General features: G+C 73.7%; 10 protein-coding genes. 6 read left to right on the top strand and 4 right to left on the bottom strand.

Annotation, left to right across the window (positions count from 1 at the left end; all coding sequences use genetic code 11):
* Positions 1–216: 216 nt before the first annotated feature.
* A complete protein-coding gene (locus ACWGJO_RS05075) occupies positions 217–1,266 on the bottom strand; it encodes an FAD-binding oxidoreductase (RefSeq protein ID WP_452182193.1) in 1,050 nt (349 codons plus the stop codon).
* Entirely contained in the window at positions 1,263–2,933 is a 1,671-nt protein-coding gene (gene hcp, locus ACWGJO_RS05080) for a hydroxylamine reductase (RefSeq protein ID WP_452182194.1), read from the bottom strand. The genes ACWGJO_RS05075 and hcp overlap by 4 nt, the downstream gene beginning before the upstream one ends.
* Positions 2,934–3,278: 345 nt before the next feature.
* Between hcp and ACWGJO_RS05085 the strand changes: the two genes are divergently transcribed.
* The 3 genes from ACWGJO_RS05085 to ACWGJO_RS05095 all read left to right on the top strand — a co-directional run bounded on the left by ACWGJO_RS05085 (position 3,279) and on the right by ACWGJO_RS05095 (position 8,020).
* The gene (locus ACWGJO_RS05085; RefSeq protein ID WP_452182286.1) at positions 3,279–6,050 is read left to right on the top strand and encodes a SpaA isopeptide-forming pilin-related protein; all 2,772 of its coding nucleotides are present in this window, start codon (positions 3,279–3,281) and stop codon (positions 6,048–6,050) included.
* A gap of 140 nt (positions 6,051–6,190) precedes the next feature.
* On the top strand, positions 6,191–6,547 hold the full coding sequence (locus tag ACWGJO_RS05090) for an ArsR/SmtB family transcription factor (RefSeq protein ID WP_380540857.1): 357 nt from the start codon (positions 6,191–6,193) through the stop codon (positions 6,545–6,547).
* Between the two features lie 135 nt (positions 6,548–6,682).
* Positions 6,683–8,020, top strand: coding sequence for an MFS transporter (locus tag ACWGJO_RS05095; RefSeq protein ID WP_452182195.1), 1,338 nt, complete (start codon positions 6,683–6,685; stop codon positions 8,018–8,020).
* Between the two features lie 157 nt (positions 8,021–8,177).
* Here ACWGJO_RS05095 and ACWGJO_RS05100 read toward each other — a convergent pair whose 3' ends face one another.
* Positions 8,178–8,672: a universal stress protein gene (locus ACWGJO_RS05100; protein ID WP_452182196.1), complete on the bottom strand. Its 495-nt coding sequence runs from the start codon at positions 8,670–8,672 to the stop codon at positions 8,178–8,180.
* Between the two features lie 438 nt (positions 8,673–9,110).
* Here ACWGJO_RS05100 and ACWGJO_RS05105 point away from each other — a divergent pair, with 438 nt between their 5' ends.
* Entirely contained in the window at positions 9,111–10,763 is a 1,653-nt protein-coding gene (locus tag ACWGJO_RS05105; protein WP_452182197.1) for a phospholipase D-like domain-containing protein, read from the top strand.
* A gap of 427 nt (positions 10,764–11,190) precedes the next feature.
* Entirely contained in the window at positions 11,191–12,549 is a 1,359-nt protein-coding gene (locus ACWGJO_RS05110; RefSeq protein ID WP_452182198.1) for a PP2C family protein-serine/threonine phosphatase, read from the top strand.
* A 26-nt stretch (positions 12,550–12,575) separates the two neighbouring features.
* Here ACWGJO_RS05110 and ACWGJO_RS05115 read toward each other — a convergent pair whose 3' ends face one another.
* The gene (locus tag ACWGJO_RS05115; protein ID WP_452182199.1) at positions 12,576–13,985 is read right to left on the bottom strand and encodes an alpha/beta fold hydrolase; all 1,410 of its coding nucleotides are present in this window, start codon (positions 13,983–13,985) and stop codon (positions 12,576–12,578) included.
* Between the two features lie 405 nt (positions 13,986–14,390).
* On the opposite strand from ACWGJO_RS05115, the gene ACWGJO_RS05120 reads away from it, so the two are divergent.
* Positions 14,391–15,479, top strand: a complete 1,089-nt coding sequence (locus ACWGJO_RS05120; protein WP_452182200.1) for a hypothetical protein — start codon at positions 14,391–14,393, stop codon at positions 15,477–15,479.
* Positions 15,480–15,758: the final 279 nt, after the last annotated feature.

The raw sequence follows: 15,758 nt of genomic DNA on the forward strand, positions 1-15,758 counted from the left end.
CGCGGGGGGTTGCCGCCATCAACATGGGTTCACACGGGCCGCCGGTCGCTCACGATGCTGTTGCCGGACACGCCCGCTGTGGCGTCCCCGGCATCAGCACGGGCGGCAGGTCGGCCACTTCGCGGCCGACCGTGTTCCAGCCCTGGCCCCGGCGGGAGTCCGGAACGGCTGCGGGCCGCCGCCGATCGGGTCGGTGGCGGCCCGCGCGGGTGAGGTTCAGGTGGCCAGGAAGCGCTCCCGGTGGATCTGGTCGGACGGGACGCCGGCGAGTGCGGCGGTGTGCAGGACGGCGTCGACCAGGGGTGGCGGGCCGCAGACGTACAGGTCGGGTGTGGTGGTGCCGAGTTCGGGAAGGGCGGCGGCCAGCAGGTCGGCCGGGGTGCCGATCGGTCCGGACCATTCGGGGCCCGGCTTCCGGACGCAGATGTCGTACCGGAAGCCGGGCAACTCGGCGGCCACGGCGGCCAGTTCGTCCAGTCCGAAGACGTCCTGCGGTTCGTTGACGCCGAGGAGGAGTCGGGCGGGCTGCGGGTCCTGCCACTCGGCCATCCGGCGGACCATCGCCAGCAGCGGGGCGAGGCCGGTGCCGCCGGCCACGAACCAGCGTGGACGCAGGCCGGTTTCGTGGAGACCGAAGGCACCCTGCGGGCCGTGCACGGTGAGCCGGTCGCCGGGGCGGGCCCGGTCGGCGAGGTACGTGGAGAAGTGCCCGCCGTGTCGCAGCCGGACGAAGAACTCCAGGCGCCCCTCCCAGTTGCCGGTGTTGGCGAGGGAGTACGCGCGCCCGACCTCGCTGCCGGGAGCCTGGAGCTCCATGAACCGGCCCGGGTCGAACTGGCAGTCCGGGTCGTCGAGGCGCAGCTCCAGTCGTACGGTGTCCGGCGTCACCGGCTCCACCGCGGTGAGGGTGGCTTCGCGGACCGGGATGCCGCCGTACAGGATGCGGGACTGTTCGTACGGCAGGGCGGCGGTCAGCGGTCCGCACGGGAAGGTGCGGCAGAGCAGCACATCGCCGTGCTCGCGTTCGCCCGGGGGGAGGGCCTGCTCGCTGTGCGGGCCGAGTTCGTACGGGCCGTCGGTGACCGAGGCGTGGCAGGAGCCGCAGGTGCCCCGGCGGCAGGAGGCCGGGAGGGCGGCGCCGGCCTCCGCCGCGGCCTCCAGGACGCTGCGGCCGGGGGCGCAGTCGAACTCCAGCCGGCCGCCGTCGCTGGTGGTGAGGGTGACGGGGTGCGAGCCGGTAGCCTCCACCGGGTCGGTGGTGCTCATGACGCCGTCCGTTCGAGGGCCGCGGCCAGGTCGGCCGCCGGGTCGCCGATCACCCGCAGGTCGAACCGCTTCACCAGCTCGTCGACCAGGGCGGGGGTCAGGAAGCCGGGCAGCGAGGGGCCGAGGTGGATGTTGCGGATGCCCAGGGCGAGCAGGGTGAGCAGCACGGCGACGGCCTTCTGCTCGGTCCAGGACAGCGCCAGGGTGAGCGGCAGGTCGTTGACCTCGCACTCGAAGGCGTCGGCCAGCGCGGTGGCGATCCGGATGGCGGAGTAGGTGTCGTTGCACTGGCCGAGGTCCAGCAGCCGGGGGAGGCCCGCGATCTCGCCGAAGTCGTGCCGGTTGAAGCGGTACTTGGCGCAGCCGAGGGTCAGCACCACGCTGTCCCGGGGCGCGCCGAGGGCGAAGTCGGTGTAGTAGTCGCGTCCGGCGGTGGGGCCGTCGCAGCCTCCGATCAGGAAGAAGTGACGGATGGTGCCCTGCCGCACGGCGTGGACCACCTGGTCGGCGACCGCGAGCACGGCGTCCCGGCCGAAGCCGACGGTGACGGCCTCCTCCTCGGCCGCGGTCTCCGGGAATCCGGGCAGGGCGTGGGCGGCCTGGATCAGCGGACGGAAGTCGTGGTCGGCGAGGTGCCGGACGCCGGGCCAGCCGACCGGTCCGGCGGTGTAGATCCGGCGGCGGTAGCTGACGTGCGGTTCGATGATGCAGTTGGAGGTCATCAGGATCGGGCCGGGGAAGGCGGCGAACTCCTGCTGCTGGTCCTGCCAGGCGCCGCCGTAGTTGCCGGCCAGGTGCGGGTGGGCCTTGAGCAGCGGGTAGGCGTGGGCGGGGAGCATCTCGCCGTGGGTGTAGACGTTGATGCCCTGGTCCCTGGTCTGCACCAGGACGGCTTCCAGGTCGCGCAGGTCGTGGCCGCTGACCAGGATCGCCTTTCCGGCGACCGGGGTGGTGCGCACCGTGGTGGGCTGCTGGGGGCCGTAGGTGCCGGTGTTGGCGGCGTCGAGCAGTTCGATCGCGGCGAGGTTCAGCCGGCCGAGGCCTACGGCGCGTTCCAGTAGCTCGGCGGGGTCGGTCGGCTCGCCGGCCAGGTAGGCGAGGGCGTCCTCGACGCCGCCGAGGACCTCGGCGCTGCGGCGGCCGAGCACGTCGGCGTGGTGGGCGTAGGCGCAGATGCCCTTGAGCGCGTAGAGGTGGAGCGAGCGGAGCCCGACGACCTCCGGCCCGACCAGGGGGAGCCCGAGGTTGACCCGGACGTCCGGGGCCTGGCCCACCAGCGTCGCCGGGTCCGCCCCGGGGGTCCAGGCGGCGGGCCCGGTGAGCGTCTGCGGCTCCTGGCCGGCGGCGCGCGCGGCCCGCTCGTAGTGCTCCTTGGCCCGGGTGCGGACGCCGACGGCCAGCTGGATCAGGGCGGCGAAGCGGGTGGGGTTGAAGTTGACGTTGGTGAGCGTGGTGAAGACCGCGTACAGGACGAAGGCGGCCGCCTCGTCGTCCGGGGCGCCGAGGGCGCGGGCCCTGGCGGCGTACTGGGAGATGCCCTTGACCGCGTGGATGAGCAGGTCCTGGAGGTCCGAAGTGGGGGAATCCTTGCCGCAGTTGCCGATCGGACCGGCGCAGCCGGGGGTGGCGCCTGTGCGGTCGGTCTGTTCGCACTGGAAGCAGAACATGCGGGTCCTCCGGGGACTCGTGGTGTCGTTCGGGCGAGGCGGCGGGTGGGCCTCGACGCGTCCAGGATGGGGTCGGCGCTGACGGTGCATCAGGGCCGGAGGACCCCAATCCGGGGCCGGGAGACCCTGCTGGTGCGCCGGCGCCGGGTCCGCGCGTGGGTCGCGTCCGATCGGGTGCACCTGGCGCAGCGTTCAGACGAAAACACCGGTGGGTCGCCGCCGCTCGGGGCTTCGAGGAGAACACTCCGAGGGTTGTCTTTGTGTTCATGTGATGAAAGGACTGATGTGAAGCCCAGTCAGCATCCGACGACCGCCGTCGGCTGGGGACGAAGACTAGGCAGGGTGATGGGATCCGCCCTGGCCCTGACGCTCGTCCCCTTCGGCATGTCGCTCGTCGCACCGACGGCCGCCTACGCGGCCGGCCTCCCGGGAGGCCTCGGGCCCTGCCTGGGCGCGGACTGCCCGGCGACGTTCCCGCCGGTCAACAACGGGCCCTTCGCGGGGCGCGACGCCGGCGTGAACATCTTCGTCGGCGGCGACTTCAACGTCAGCGGCTCGGCCGCCGAGGCCGAGGGGCACGTGGTGACCCTCGGCTCCTTCAGCATGAACAAGGCCGCCGGAGTCAGCTCCGTCTACAACATCGGCATCGTCGGCGTCGGCTCGCGCGTCCCCCCGCCGGACGGGGCCGACTTCCTCACCGCCGGAGGCAACGTCACCGTGGCCCCGGGGCAGTCGCTCCTGGCCGAGGGGGGCGTCGTCCGCTACGCGGGCACGGCCACGGGCACCATCACCGGCACCAAGGTCCAGGACCCGCGGGCCGTGGCCGCCTACACGCCGCTGCGCGGCGAGCTGCAGACGGCCAGCGCCTGCTACGCCGGGGTCGGCACGCCCCGCCCCGCCACCGGAACCGCCGTCAACCAGGGGTTCCAGACCCTGTTCACCGGCGACGGCACCTCCGCGCTCCAGGTCTTCAACGTCGACTTCGACATCGTCGGGCGCGGCGGCTCCACCCAGGGCGTCGCGTTCGCCGGAATCCCCGCGAACGCGACCGTGCTCGTCAACCTCGTGGGCGGCGCCCGCACCATCAACACCTACAGCGGCAGCCTCCAGGACACCGACCCCTGGAACCAGCTGCGCGAGCGACTGCTGTGGAACTTCCCCACCGCGACGACCGTCACCCTCACGGGATCGGGGCAGTTCCAGGGCAGCGTGCTGGTCGGCAACCCGGCCAGCACCGCCACGATGAACCTGCCCGGCCTGAACGGACGGTTCTTCACCACCGGCACCCTGCTGCACAACTCCGGTTCGGGCATGACCGGGACCGAGTTCCACGCCTACCCCTTCAACGGCGACCTCCCGGACTGCGGCAACCCCCCGGCTCCCACCGGGTCGACCAGTGTGACGAAGGTCGACTCGGCGACCTCGCAGCCGCTGGCGGGCGCGACCTTCCAGCTGTGGCGTGAGACCAACGGCGTCGCGGGCCTGCAGACCTCGGGGACCACCCCGGACACCAAGGTGGGTGCCCCCTGCACCACCGGGAGCAACGGCCTCTGCACCACCGCCGGCCTGCCGCTGGGTACCTACTACTGGCAGGAGACGGCGGCTCCGCCCGGCTACGACCTGCCGCAGCCCGCGGTGACGACCGTGGTCCTCGACACCAACGGCCAGAACGTCCCGGTCACCGTCCGGGACACCCGGAGCCCGGTCGTCGAGACCGGCTCCACCAGCGTGACGAAGATCGACTCGGCGACCTCGCAGCCGCTGGCGGGCGCGACCTTCCAGCTGTGGCACGAGACCAACGGCGTGCCAGGTCTGCAGACCTCCGGGGCCAACCCCGACACGGCCGTCGGTTCCGCGTGCGTCACCCCCGCGTCGGGCGTCTGCTCGGCGAGCGGCCTGCCGCTGGGCACGTACTACTGGCAGGAGACCGCCGCGCCCCCCGGGTACGAGCTGCCCGAGCTCAACGTGACCACCGTGGTACTGAGCACCAACGGGCAGAGCACCCCGGTCAACGTCGCCGACACCGGGACCACCGCCCCCACCGGGTCCACCACCGTGACGAAGACCGACTCCGGGACGGGGCAGCCGCTGGCGGGCGCGGTCTTCCAGCTGTGGCGCGAGACCAACGGTGTGTCCGGTCTGCAGACCTCCGGGGCCAACCCCGACACGGCCGTCGGTTCCCCGTGCGTCACCCCCGCGTCGGGCGTCTGCTCGGCGGACGGCCTGCCGCTGGGCACCTACTACTGGCAGGAGGTCTCGCCGCCCGACGGGTACGAGCTGCCCGAGCTCAACGTGACCACCGTGGTGCTCGACACGAACGGGCAGCACACCCCGGTCGGCGTCGCCGACACCCAGACCACCGCTCCCACCGGTACCACCGGCGTCACCAAGGTCGACTCCGTCACCGGGCGGCCGCTGGCGGGTGCCTCCTTCCAGCTGTGGCGCGAGAGCAACGGCGTGGCCGGTCTGCAGACCTCCGGGGCCAACCCCGACACCGCCGTGGGTTCCGCGTGCGTCACTCCGGCGTCGGGCGTCTGCTCGGCGGACGGCCTGCCGCTGGGGACGTACTACTGGCAGGAGACGGCGGCTCCGCCCGGCTACGACCTGCCGCGGCCCGCGGTGACGACGGTGGTCCTCGACACCGGTGGGCAGAACATCCAGGTGACCGTCCGGGACGGGAAGACGCCCGCTCCGAGCGGGTCGACCTCCGTCACCAAGGTCGACGCCGGTACGGGCCGGCCGCTGGCGGGCGCGGTCTTCCAGCTGTGGCGCGAGAGCAACGGCGTGCCCGGTCTGCAGACCTCCGGGCCGAACCCGGACACGGCCGTCGGCTCCCCGTGCGTCACCCCCGCGTCGGGCGTCTGCTCCGCGAGCGGTCTCCCGCTGGGCACCTACTACTGGCAGGAGGTCTCCGCGCCCGAGGGCTACAGCCTGCCGCGGCACGCGGTGACCGAGGTCGGGCTGAGCGAGGACTGCCCGTGCGTGGCGATCACGGTGAAGGACAGCAAGTGCCCGCCGCCGCCGTGCCCGCCCACCCCCTGCCCGCCGGGCGACGAGTGGAGTCCGTACGTGCGCTACACGCCCGTGCCGGGCTTCCTGTGGGGCACGAACGCGTGAGCTCGTGACCACGTGAGTTCGTGACCGCGTGAGTTGACGACCCGGCCGGAGGAGCCCACGGCGGCCCCTCCGGCCGGGCGGTGCCCGGGCCGGTGTCGCGGCGCTTCGGCAGGCCGGTCCCGGGGCCCTACGATGGCGCCATGAGCGGGAGCCTTCGGATATCAGGTGCACACCATGCGCAGGAGCATCGGGACGACGAGCGGCTGGAGGCCGCGGCCGGCATCCTGGCGCTGCTCGCGGACCGCACCCGGCTCGCCCTGCTCCAGCGGCTGAGCGCCGGTGAGGCCGACGTGACCACGCTGACCGAGGCGACCGGGGCCCCCCGGACGTCGGTCAGCCAGCACCTCGGCAAGCTCCGGCTGGCCGGCCTGGTCACGACCCGCAAGGACGGCAGGCGCGTCGTCTACGCGCTGCGCCACGGCCACCTGCGCCGGCTGGTCGACGAGGCGCTGAGCGTCGCAGACCACCAGATCGGCGAGCTTCCCCCGCACGACTGACCCGTACCTTCCGGCTCCGCGGCCCGTGCCCATCGGGGTGCGGGCCGCCCTTTCGTCAACATGTGCACATGCGTGCACATGTTGACCTATCCTGGTCGTGTCGTCCTGCCGCGCCCAGTCCGAGCGGGGTCCTCCATGCTGTCCGTGCTGCGCAACCGCACCTATCTGCACCTGTTCGCCGCCCAGACCGTCGCCCTGGTGGGCACTGGCCTCGCCACCGTCGCGCTCGGCCTCCTCGCGTACGACCTCGCCGGAGCGGACGCCGGATCGGTGCTCGGCACCGCACTGGCGATCAAGATGCTCGCGTACGTCGGCATCGCCCCCGTGGTCACCGCGCTGGCCCACCGCATCCCGCGCCGACGCCTGATGGCCGCCTCCGACCTCACCCGGGCCGGCGTCGCCCTCACCCTGCCCTTCGTCACCGAGGTGTGGCAGGTCTACGTCCTGATCCTCGTGCTGCAGTCCGCCTCGGCGGCCTTCACCCCGGCCTTCCAGTCGGTGATCCCCGAGGTGCTGCCCGAGGAGCGCGCGTACACCCGCGCCCTGTCGCTGTCCCGGCTCGCCTACGACACCGAGAGCCTGGTCAGCCCGGTGCTCGCGGCCGCCCTGCTCACGCTGATCAGCTACAACTGGCTGTTCTGGGGCACCGCCGCCGGGTTCCTCGCCTCCGCCGTCCTGGTGCTCTCCGCCGCCCTGCCGAAGCGGGTCCGGCCGGAGCCGGTCGGGCGGGGCGGCCCGGAGCCGGTCCGGTCGAAGAAGGACGGGGCGAAGCGGGACCGGGCGCGGCCCGGTGGGGGCGTCCTCGCCCGGTCCGTCCGCGGCACCCGGCTGTTCCTCGCCGTGCCCCGGCTGCGCGCGATGCTCGCCCTGGACCTCGCGGCGGCCGCCGCCAGTGCGATGGTGATCGTCAACACCGTGGTCTACGTCCGCGGCCCGCTCGGCCGCCCCGCCACCGACGTCCCGATCGCGCTCGGCGCCTACGGGGCCGGGTCGATGGTCGTGGCGCTGCTGCTGCCCCGGGTGCTGGACCGGCTGCCGGACCGGACCGTCATGCTCCCGGCGGCCTTCGGCATCGTCGGCCTCTTCGCCCTGCTCGCCGCGCTCACCGCCGCCGGGCCCGGCGCCTGGCGCTGGCCCGTCCTGCTCGCCGTCTGGGCGGCGTTCGGCGCGGTCGGCTCGCTGATCCTCACCCCCACCGGCCGGGTCCTGCGCGACTCGGTGGCCGCCGAGGAGCTCCCCGCCGTCTTCGCCGCCCAGTTCTCCCTCTCCCACGGCTGCTGGCTGCTCACCTACCCCCTGGCCGGCTGGCTCGGCGCCACCCTGGGCCTCACCGCGGCCTCCGTCGCCCTCGGCGCCGTGGCCCTCGCCTCCGGTGTACTCGCCGCCCGCGCCTGGCGCACGGTGCCCGGGACGACGGGCCCGGCCGCGGTGGCGGCGAGCGGGAAACGCGGCGGTGCCACCGTCCCCGGCTGACCGGACGGACACCTGGTGTGCGGGCCCCGACCCGCGTGTCCCGGAAGGCGGGCAGTGCCCCGCCGTCCGGTGCGGCGGCCGCGGGCAGGATCGATCTCGTGGCGTGGCGGTCGCAGTGGGTGGCCGGGGCGAGGGCCGGTGCGGCGGGCGCAGGGGCTCACCCGGGTGCGGCGCCGGGCTCGGGCGGTACGACGACGACGGGAAGGTGGGCGTGGTGGACGATCTCGGTGCTGGTCGAGCCGAGGGCGAGCCGGCCCCAGCGGCCGGTACCGCGGGTGCCCACCACCAGCAGGCCGGCGTCCCGGCTCTCCTCCAGCAGGACCTGAGCGGGGCGGCCGTGCTCGCAGCGCACCTCGACCTCGACATACGGTTCGCCGACCTGCTGCCGCAGCTCCTCGACCAGGTCCGTCACCTCGCGGGCGACGGCGTCGTGCAGATGCGGCTCCGGATCGCCGCTCGGGCGGAACCAGCCCGTCATGGCCCGGTCCGGCGGATCGGCGTGCCGGCCGCCGAAGGCGCAGACGGCCCGTACGCCGACTCTCCGCAGCTGTGCCTCGCGAAGGGCGAAGAGCACGGCCCTGCGGGCGGGCTCCGAGCCGTCCGTACCGACGACGATCGGCCCGGCGGGACGTGACGCGGGTGAGCTGTTCACTGGGACCTCCAGGAGGTGAGGCCTGGCAGCGGACCGACAGGCTCGGCGGATCCGGTGAATCCGGTGGATCGGCGACTCGGCGGCTCGGCGACTCGGTGAATCGGCGGATCCGGGGAGGCGCGGAGACCGGCGTGTCCACTGCTTTCATGATCCTCCGGCAACGGCCCCGCGGCATGTCCGTACTCCTTCGTCGACCGAGCGGGGCCGGTCGGCCGGCGGCGTGATCTCCCCGGGCGGGCGAGCTGCCGGACGGTGGCGCGGTCGCCCGGCCGGCGGCGTCGGTGCAGCTCAGGGGCGTGGGCCGGAACCCGCCGGGGTCGGCCGGGCCCGCCCGTGCTCTTGTCATGCCCAAGTTTGACGGCCTGTTACCAGCCGGTAGTCTCTGGGTGTCCCGTAGGCGAACAGCACGACGTTCGCCATGTTCTGAAGGATCCTCACGTGTACCGACCCGGCTCCCGCCGACCCCGCCGCGCGCTGCGCGGTGCCCTCGCCGCCGTCGCGGCCAGCACCCTGCTCACCGTCCTGCCGGCCGTGCCGTCCCACGCCGACCCCGCGCCCGCGCAGGGCACGGACACCGCCCACCTCGACGCCGTCGAGCAGGTGCTGCGCCAGGTGTCGCCCGGCCTGGAGGGCACCGTCTGGCAGCGCACCGACGGCAACGCCCTGGCCGGTGCCGACCGTGCCGGCGGCCCCGCCGACTGGCTGTTCCAGACGCCCGCCTGCTGGGGCGACGCCACCTGCGCCGACCGGCCCGGCACCCGCGCGCTGCTCGCGAAGATGACCGCCGACGTCTCCGCCGCCACCCGGACGGTCGACGTCTCCAGCCTCGCGCCGTTCCCCGACGGCGGATTCGAGGAGGCCCTGGTCGCCGGGCTCAAGGCATCGGTCGCCGCCGGGCACCGCCCGGTCGTGCGCATCCTGGTCGGCGCGGCGCCGCTGTACAACGCCAACGTGCTGCCGTCGCGCTACCGGGACGAGCTGGTCGCCAAGCTCGGACCGGCCGCCTCCTCGGTCAGCCTCAACATCGCCTCGATGACCGCCTCGCGCACCGCCTTCTCCTGGAACCACTCCAAGCTCCTGGTGGTCGACGGGCGCACCGTCCTCACCGGCGGCATCAACGGCTGGAGCAAGGACTACCTCGACACCGCGCACCCCGTCTCGGACGTCGACCTCGCGCTCACCGGCCCCGCCGCGACCTCCGCCGGCCGCTACCTGGACACCCTGTGGGAGTGGACCTGCGGCCGGACCGGCCTGCTCGACAACGCGTGGTTCGCCTCCTCGGACGGCGGCGCCTGCCGCCCGTCGATCGAACGCGAGCTCAACCCGCCCGCCCCCGCCGCCGGGAACGTCCCGGTGATAGCCGTCGGCGGCCTCGGCGTCGGCATCAAGGACGCGGACCCCTCCTCCCGCTACCGGCCCGGTCCCGTCCCCGGGGCGGCGGACGCCAAGTGCGGCCCGCTGACCCTGCACGACAACACCAACGCCGACCGCGACTACGAGACCGTCAACCCCGAGGAGAACGCCCTGCGCGCCCTGGTCGGCAGCGCCCAGCGGCACGTCGAGATCTCCCAGCAGGACCTGAACGGCACCTGCCCGCCGCTCTCGCGCTACGACTCCCGGCTCTACGACACGCTGGCCGCCAAGCTGGCCGCCGGGGTCAAGGTGCGGATCGTGGTCAGCGACCCGGCCAACCGGGGCACCGTGGGCAGCGGGGGCTACTCGCAGATGAAGTCCCTCGCCGAGATCAGCGACGTCCTGAAGGCCCGGCTCACCGCGCTCACCGGCGACCAGGGCAAGGCCGCCGCGGCCCTCTGCGGCAACCTCCAGCTCGCCTCCTTCCGCGCCGCCCCCACCGCCACCTGGGCCGACGGGCACCCGTACGCGCTGCACCACAAGCTGGTCTCGGTCGACGACTCGGCCTTCTACATCGGCTCGAAGAACCTGTACCCGGCCTGGCTGCAGGACTTCGGCTACATCGTCGAGAGCCGCGGCGCGGCTGCGCAGCTCGACCGCGACCTGCTCGGCCCCGAGTGGCAGTACTCGCAGGCCGCCGCGACCGTCGACTGGTCCACCGGGACCTGCCGCGCCTGACGCCTGACACCTGACGCCTGACACCTGAGGCCCGGCGCCTGCCGTCCGGACGGCGGGCTCCCTGTTTCCGGAATCCCGGGGCGGGGAGCCCTCCGTTCGCGGTCGCCCGTCGCGGGAAACGAGCGGTGATTCGACTTCTCGTTCGAGGGGCGGGAGAGCCGTAGCGGGATCGCCCATGTGTCATGGTGCGAAAGCATATTGATGGACCGTCACGGCTGGTGAAGGCGTGGGCACGAACCGTCGTCGACCCGGTCCGGCTGGAGAACGGGCCCCGGGTCCGTCCGGCGCGCCGGCTCCGGCGCGCGCCATCGACCCCCGCGCGTCATCGGCCACCTGCGCGCGCCATCGGCCCCTCGCGCCGGGCGCGTGCTCCCGGCCGGGCCGCGGTGGCGTGGGTAGCGTTGGCGGTCATGAACGAGGCGATGCCATGAGCCCCGAGGGGGAGCCCGCCGGTCCACCGGCCGAGGGGGACCTGCCGGGGCCCGGGCCGGACCCGGACGAACAGGTGGAGGGCGCCGCGGCGCAGCTGCGCGCCCTGGCGAGGTCGACGGACCGGCTGCAGGGGCTGCTGTCGGCGGTCCTGGCCATCGGCGGCGACCTGGACCTGCCCGCGGTGCTGCACCGCATCGTCACCACGGCCATGGACCTGGCCGGTGCCCGCTACGGCGCGCTCGGCGTCCTCGCCCCCTCCGGCGACCACCTGGAGCAGTTCGTCACCGCCGGCCTGACGGAGGAGGAACGCGCGGCCCTCGCCGGAACCGGGTTCCCGCACGGGCGCGGAGTGCTGGGCCACCTGATCCGCCACCCCGAGCCGCTGCGCGTGGACGACATCCCCTCCCACCCGGCCTCCGTCGGCTTCCCCCCGGGCCACCCGCCGATTCGCACCCTGCTGGGCGTGGCGGTCACCGTCCGCGGCGAGATCTACGGCGACCTCTACCTCTCAGAGCGCGTGGACGGCCGGCCGTTCGACCAGGACGACGAGGAGATCGTGCGCGCCCTCGCCGGCGCGGCCGGCATCGCCATCGACAACGCCCGCCTGTTCGGCCACCTGCGCGACAGCGCGGAGCAGTTCCAGCGGCTGCTGCTGCCCACGCTGCCGGACCTGCGCCCGTTCTCCGGGGCCGCGGTCTACCGCACCGCCGCCGAACCGGCCGGAATCGGCGGGGACTGGTACGACGCCGCCGTCCTGCCCGACCAGGCCTGCGCCGCCGTCATCGGTGACGTCGTCGGGCACGACCTGTACGCCGCCGCCGCCATGGCCCAGGCCCGCAACATGCTGCGCGCCCTGCTGTACGACCGGGGAAGCCCTCCCAGCTCGGTGCTGACCCGGCTCGACCTCACCGTGCGCGCCATCACCGACCTGCCCGTCACCACCGCCTGCCTGGCCCGGATCGAACCCGCCGCCGACGGCTGGACCGTCCACTGGAGCACCGCCGGCCACCTGCCGCCCCTCGTCCTCACCCCCGACGGCCGAGCCCGGTACCTGGAGGGCGAACCCGGCATCCCACTGGGCATCGACCCCGAGCTCCACCGCCCCGACCACTCCGAGCCGCTGCCCGCGGGAAGCACCGTCGTCCTGTTCACCGACGGCCTCGTCGAACACCCCGACCATCCCATCGACCGCGGCCTGGACGCTCTCGCCGAGCTCGCCGCCGCCCACGCGGGCGAACCCCTGGACGACCTCGTCCGCTTCCTCGCCGACCACCACCCCAGCGACGGCCACGACGACATGGCCGTCCTCGCCATCCGCACCCCTGCCGAGGAGCGGACGGACCAGCGTACGTAGCGTCGCCCCGGGGCCAACGCCTGCCACTACTTGAGCAGGAAGTCGTACACCGCCTGCCGTCCGGCCGGGTTCGCCGCCCGGTTCTGCACCGAGTGCGCCGCGCCCGGGACGATCACGATCTGCGGACGGTGCGCGAACTCGGCCTGCTGGAAGAGCAGTTCATAAGGCGTGGCCAGGTCCCGGTCGCCGCCGAGCAGCAGCACCGGCACGTCGGGCAGCTTGCGGTGTGCCGGCGGGATCGGCGGGACGGGCTCGCGCGGCCAGTCCAGGCAGACCAGGAGGCTGCCGAGCCCGGTCGCGGTCGCAGGGTCGAACGGCCAGGTCTGCTCGGTGGTCAGCCGCTGCCGGGTGCGCTCCAGCGCGGCCGCCCGGCCCTCGACCGGGGTGTCGGTGGTGCCCCACGGGAAGCGCGAGTCGGCGCACAGGGTGGCGGAGTGCAGCCCCTGGCTGAGATCCCCGGCCGGGGCGGCGTCGACCTCCCGGTGGACGAGTTCGAAGAAGTCCTGGAGCTTCGCGGGCTGCCCGGCGGCGGCCTCGTGCAGGATTTCCGGGACCCCGCCGTAGTCCGGGTCGATGAACTCGTAGCCGGTGAGCGCACTCAGGATCTGCGCTCCGTTGCCGTACCGCCGAACGGTGGCGGCGAGGTCGGCGGCCGGGTCGGTGGTGCAGCCGGTGGCCCGGCAGGCGGCCCGCAGGATCCGGGCGCTCGCGGGCAGCGCGGCCAGGTCGAGGGGGTCGAAACCCTGTGGCGGCGCCACCGAGTTGAGCACCAGCCGGGCCACGTGCGCCGGGTGGGCGAGCGCGTACCGCTTCGCGACGATGGTGCCGTAGGAGACACCGTCCAGGGTCAGGCGCCGGTCGCCGAGGGCGCGGCGCAGCAGGTCGATGTCGGCGACGGTGTCGGCGGTGCTGTAGTGGCGGGCGTCGGTGCCGAGGGCGGTGGCGCAGTCGGCGACGGACTGCTTGCGCGGCAGGGCGAGGTCGGAGGAGCCCATGTCCTCCTGGAGGCCGGGGCATTGGAGCGCGTTCCGGCCGGTGCCGCGCTGGTCGTACATGACCAGGCGGTAGTCCTTGAGGACGGGCTCCAGCTTGCCCGCGATCTGCTTGATCGCCGGGGCGCCGGGCTGGCCGGGGCCGCCGGTGAGGAACAGCAGGTCGCCCTTGGGGGCCTCGGTGTTGCCGGTGAAGGCGACCGCGAGGTCGAGGCTGCCGGGGGTGGCGCCGCTGTGGTCGAGCGGGACGGTGAGGGTCCCGCAGGTGAACTCGGGTGCGTCCGGGCAGGGTGCCTGCCCGGTGATCCCGCCGCCGGCCAGGGCTTCGCCGCCGGCTGACGATCCGGGTTTGGTGGAGGCGAGGGCGGGGGGCGCCAGGGTGGTGCCGGCGACCACCGCGACGGCGCCCACCAGGGCGGCGATGCGGCCGCGTGTGCTCGTCATGTGTCGTCCTTCCGCTCGCACCGCGTCCGTCCGGACACGGGCACGGTCACGGAAGCAGCCTGCGCCCCGGGCGCGTCGATGGCGAGCGTTCGGGCGGGATCCGAGTGGGAACGAACCGTCAGGGCCGGACGGCCCCGCGGTGCCCGTGTACGGGTGCCGCTCCGCCTTGGGCAGGGCGATACCGACGAGGTCCAGCACCTCGCCGAGTATCGGCGCACTGTCGTAACTCGGTGTGATCAGCGTTTGGCGGACGTCGTGAGGCGGGGTGCGGCGGCTTGCGCCTAGCGTGGCGTTCCGGGGGCGATCCGAGTACTTCCGCGGGTCGGGCCGTCCGGGAACCGGAGGTCCGGTCCGCCCTCCAGAAGGCATGTGCACATGAAGCTTCGGGCATGTTCGAACGCGCTCGTGACCACCGCGCTGACCCTCGGTCTGGCCGCTGCCGCGTCCCCGGCCGGCGCGGCGGACCCACCGCCGTTCCTGGACCGGCTGCACACCGTGTCCGCCGTCGCGTCCACCGTCCCCGAGAACGGCGACGTCAACCCGTACGGCACGTTCACCATCCAGGAGAGCGTCGGTGACCTGCACCGGGGCAACGTCCTGATCAGCAACTTCAACAACTCGGCCAACCTCCAGGGCACCGGCACCACCCTGGTCCAGATCACCCCGGGCGGCCGCAGGACGACGTTCGCCACGATCGACCCGAACAACCTGCCCGGCCCCTGCCCCGGCGGGGTCGGCCTGACCACGGCGCTGACCGTCCTGCCCGGCGGCTGGGTCGTGGTCGGCAGCCTGCCCACCGCGGACGGCACGTCCGACACCGCCCAGGCCGGCTGCCTGCTGGTGCTCGACCGGCACGGCACCGTCCGGGAGACCATCGCGGGCGACGGCATCAACGGTCCGTGGGACATGACCGCCGTCAGCACCGGCAAGCGCAGCGAGCTGTTCGTCACCAACGTGCTCAACGGGACGGTCGCCGCCGGCGGCGCGGAGGTCGACCGGGGCACCGTCCTGCGGATCACCCTGTGCACCGAGGACGACCAGCCGCCGCAGCGGGTGGCCACCACCGAGATCGGCTCCGGGTTCCCCGAGCGGACGGACCCGGCGGCCCTGGTGGTCGGCCCGACCGGGGTCGGCCTCGGCCATGACGGCACGCTGTTCGTCGCCGACGCGGTGCTGAGCCGGATCACCGCGATTCCGCACGCGGTCGCCCGCACGGACAGCGCGGGAATCGGCCGGGTCGTCACCGAGGGCGGCGGCCTCAACGCCCCGCTGGGGCTGGCGATCGCACCTCGGGGTGACATCCTCACGGTCAACGGCGGGGACGGCAACATCGTCGAGACGACCCCCGAGGGGCGGCAGGTGGCGATCAAGCAGATCAACAACGAGGGCACCCCGCCCGGCGCCGGCGCGCTCTTCGGTCTCGCGCTGGACCTCGACAACGACGCCGTCTACTTCGTCAACGACGCGGACAACGCCCTCGACGTCCTTCACTGAGCGCGGTAACCAGGAGGAGCGGTGCACCGGCGGTGGTCGCGGCCGGTGCACCGCGGCCCGCCCGCGGCGGGTGGATCGGGCGCCTCCCCGGATCGCGCGCCTCCTGGGAACCGGCGTCTCCGTCGGTATTGTGCGGTTCCGGAAAACCGCGGACGAATACCGGAGGGGACTGCTGTGTGTGATGAAGTAGAACGTCGTATCTTCTCAATGTTTGATTCGGATAACGATCAGATCGTTTCCCGGTCGGAATATCTCTCGCGGGTGGACCGGGTGGCTACG

This window comes from Kitasatospora sp. NPDC054795 (assembly GCF_053611565.1).

What these genes read in the sequence shown, in the direction of transcription:
- ACWGJO_RS05110 (WP_452182198.1), top strand. Translation starts at nt 11,191, where the DNA reads ATGAGCCCCGAGGGGGAGCCCGCCGGTCCACCGGCCGAGGGGGACCTG.
- ACWGJO_RS05075 (WP_452182193.1), bottom strand. Translation starts at nt 1,266, where the DNA reads ATGAGCACCACCGACCCGGTGGAGGCTACCGGCTCGCACCCCGTCACC.
- ACWGJO_RS05090 (WP_380540857.1), top strand. Translation starts at nt 6,191, where the DNA reads ATGAGCGGGAGCCTTCGGATATCAGGTGCACACCATGCGCAGGAGCAT.
- ACWGJO_RS05115 (WP_452182199.1), bottom strand. Translation starts at nt 13,985, where the DNA reads ATGACGAGCACACGCGGCCGCATCGCCGCCCTGGTGGGCGCCGTCGCG.
- ACWGJO_RS05085 (WP_452182286.1), top strand. Translation starts at nt 3,279, where the DNA reads ATGGGATCCGCCCTGGCCCTGACGCTCGTCCCCTTCGGCATGTCGCTC.
- ACWGJO_RS05095 (WP_452182195.1), top strand. Translation starts at nt 6,683, where the DNA reads ATGCTGTCCGTGCTGCGCAACCGCACCTATCTGCACCTGTTCGCCGCC.
- hcp (WP_452182194.1), bottom strand. Translation starts at nt 2,933, where the DNA reads ATGTTCTGCTTCCAGTGCGAACAGACCGACCGCACAGGCGCCACCCCC.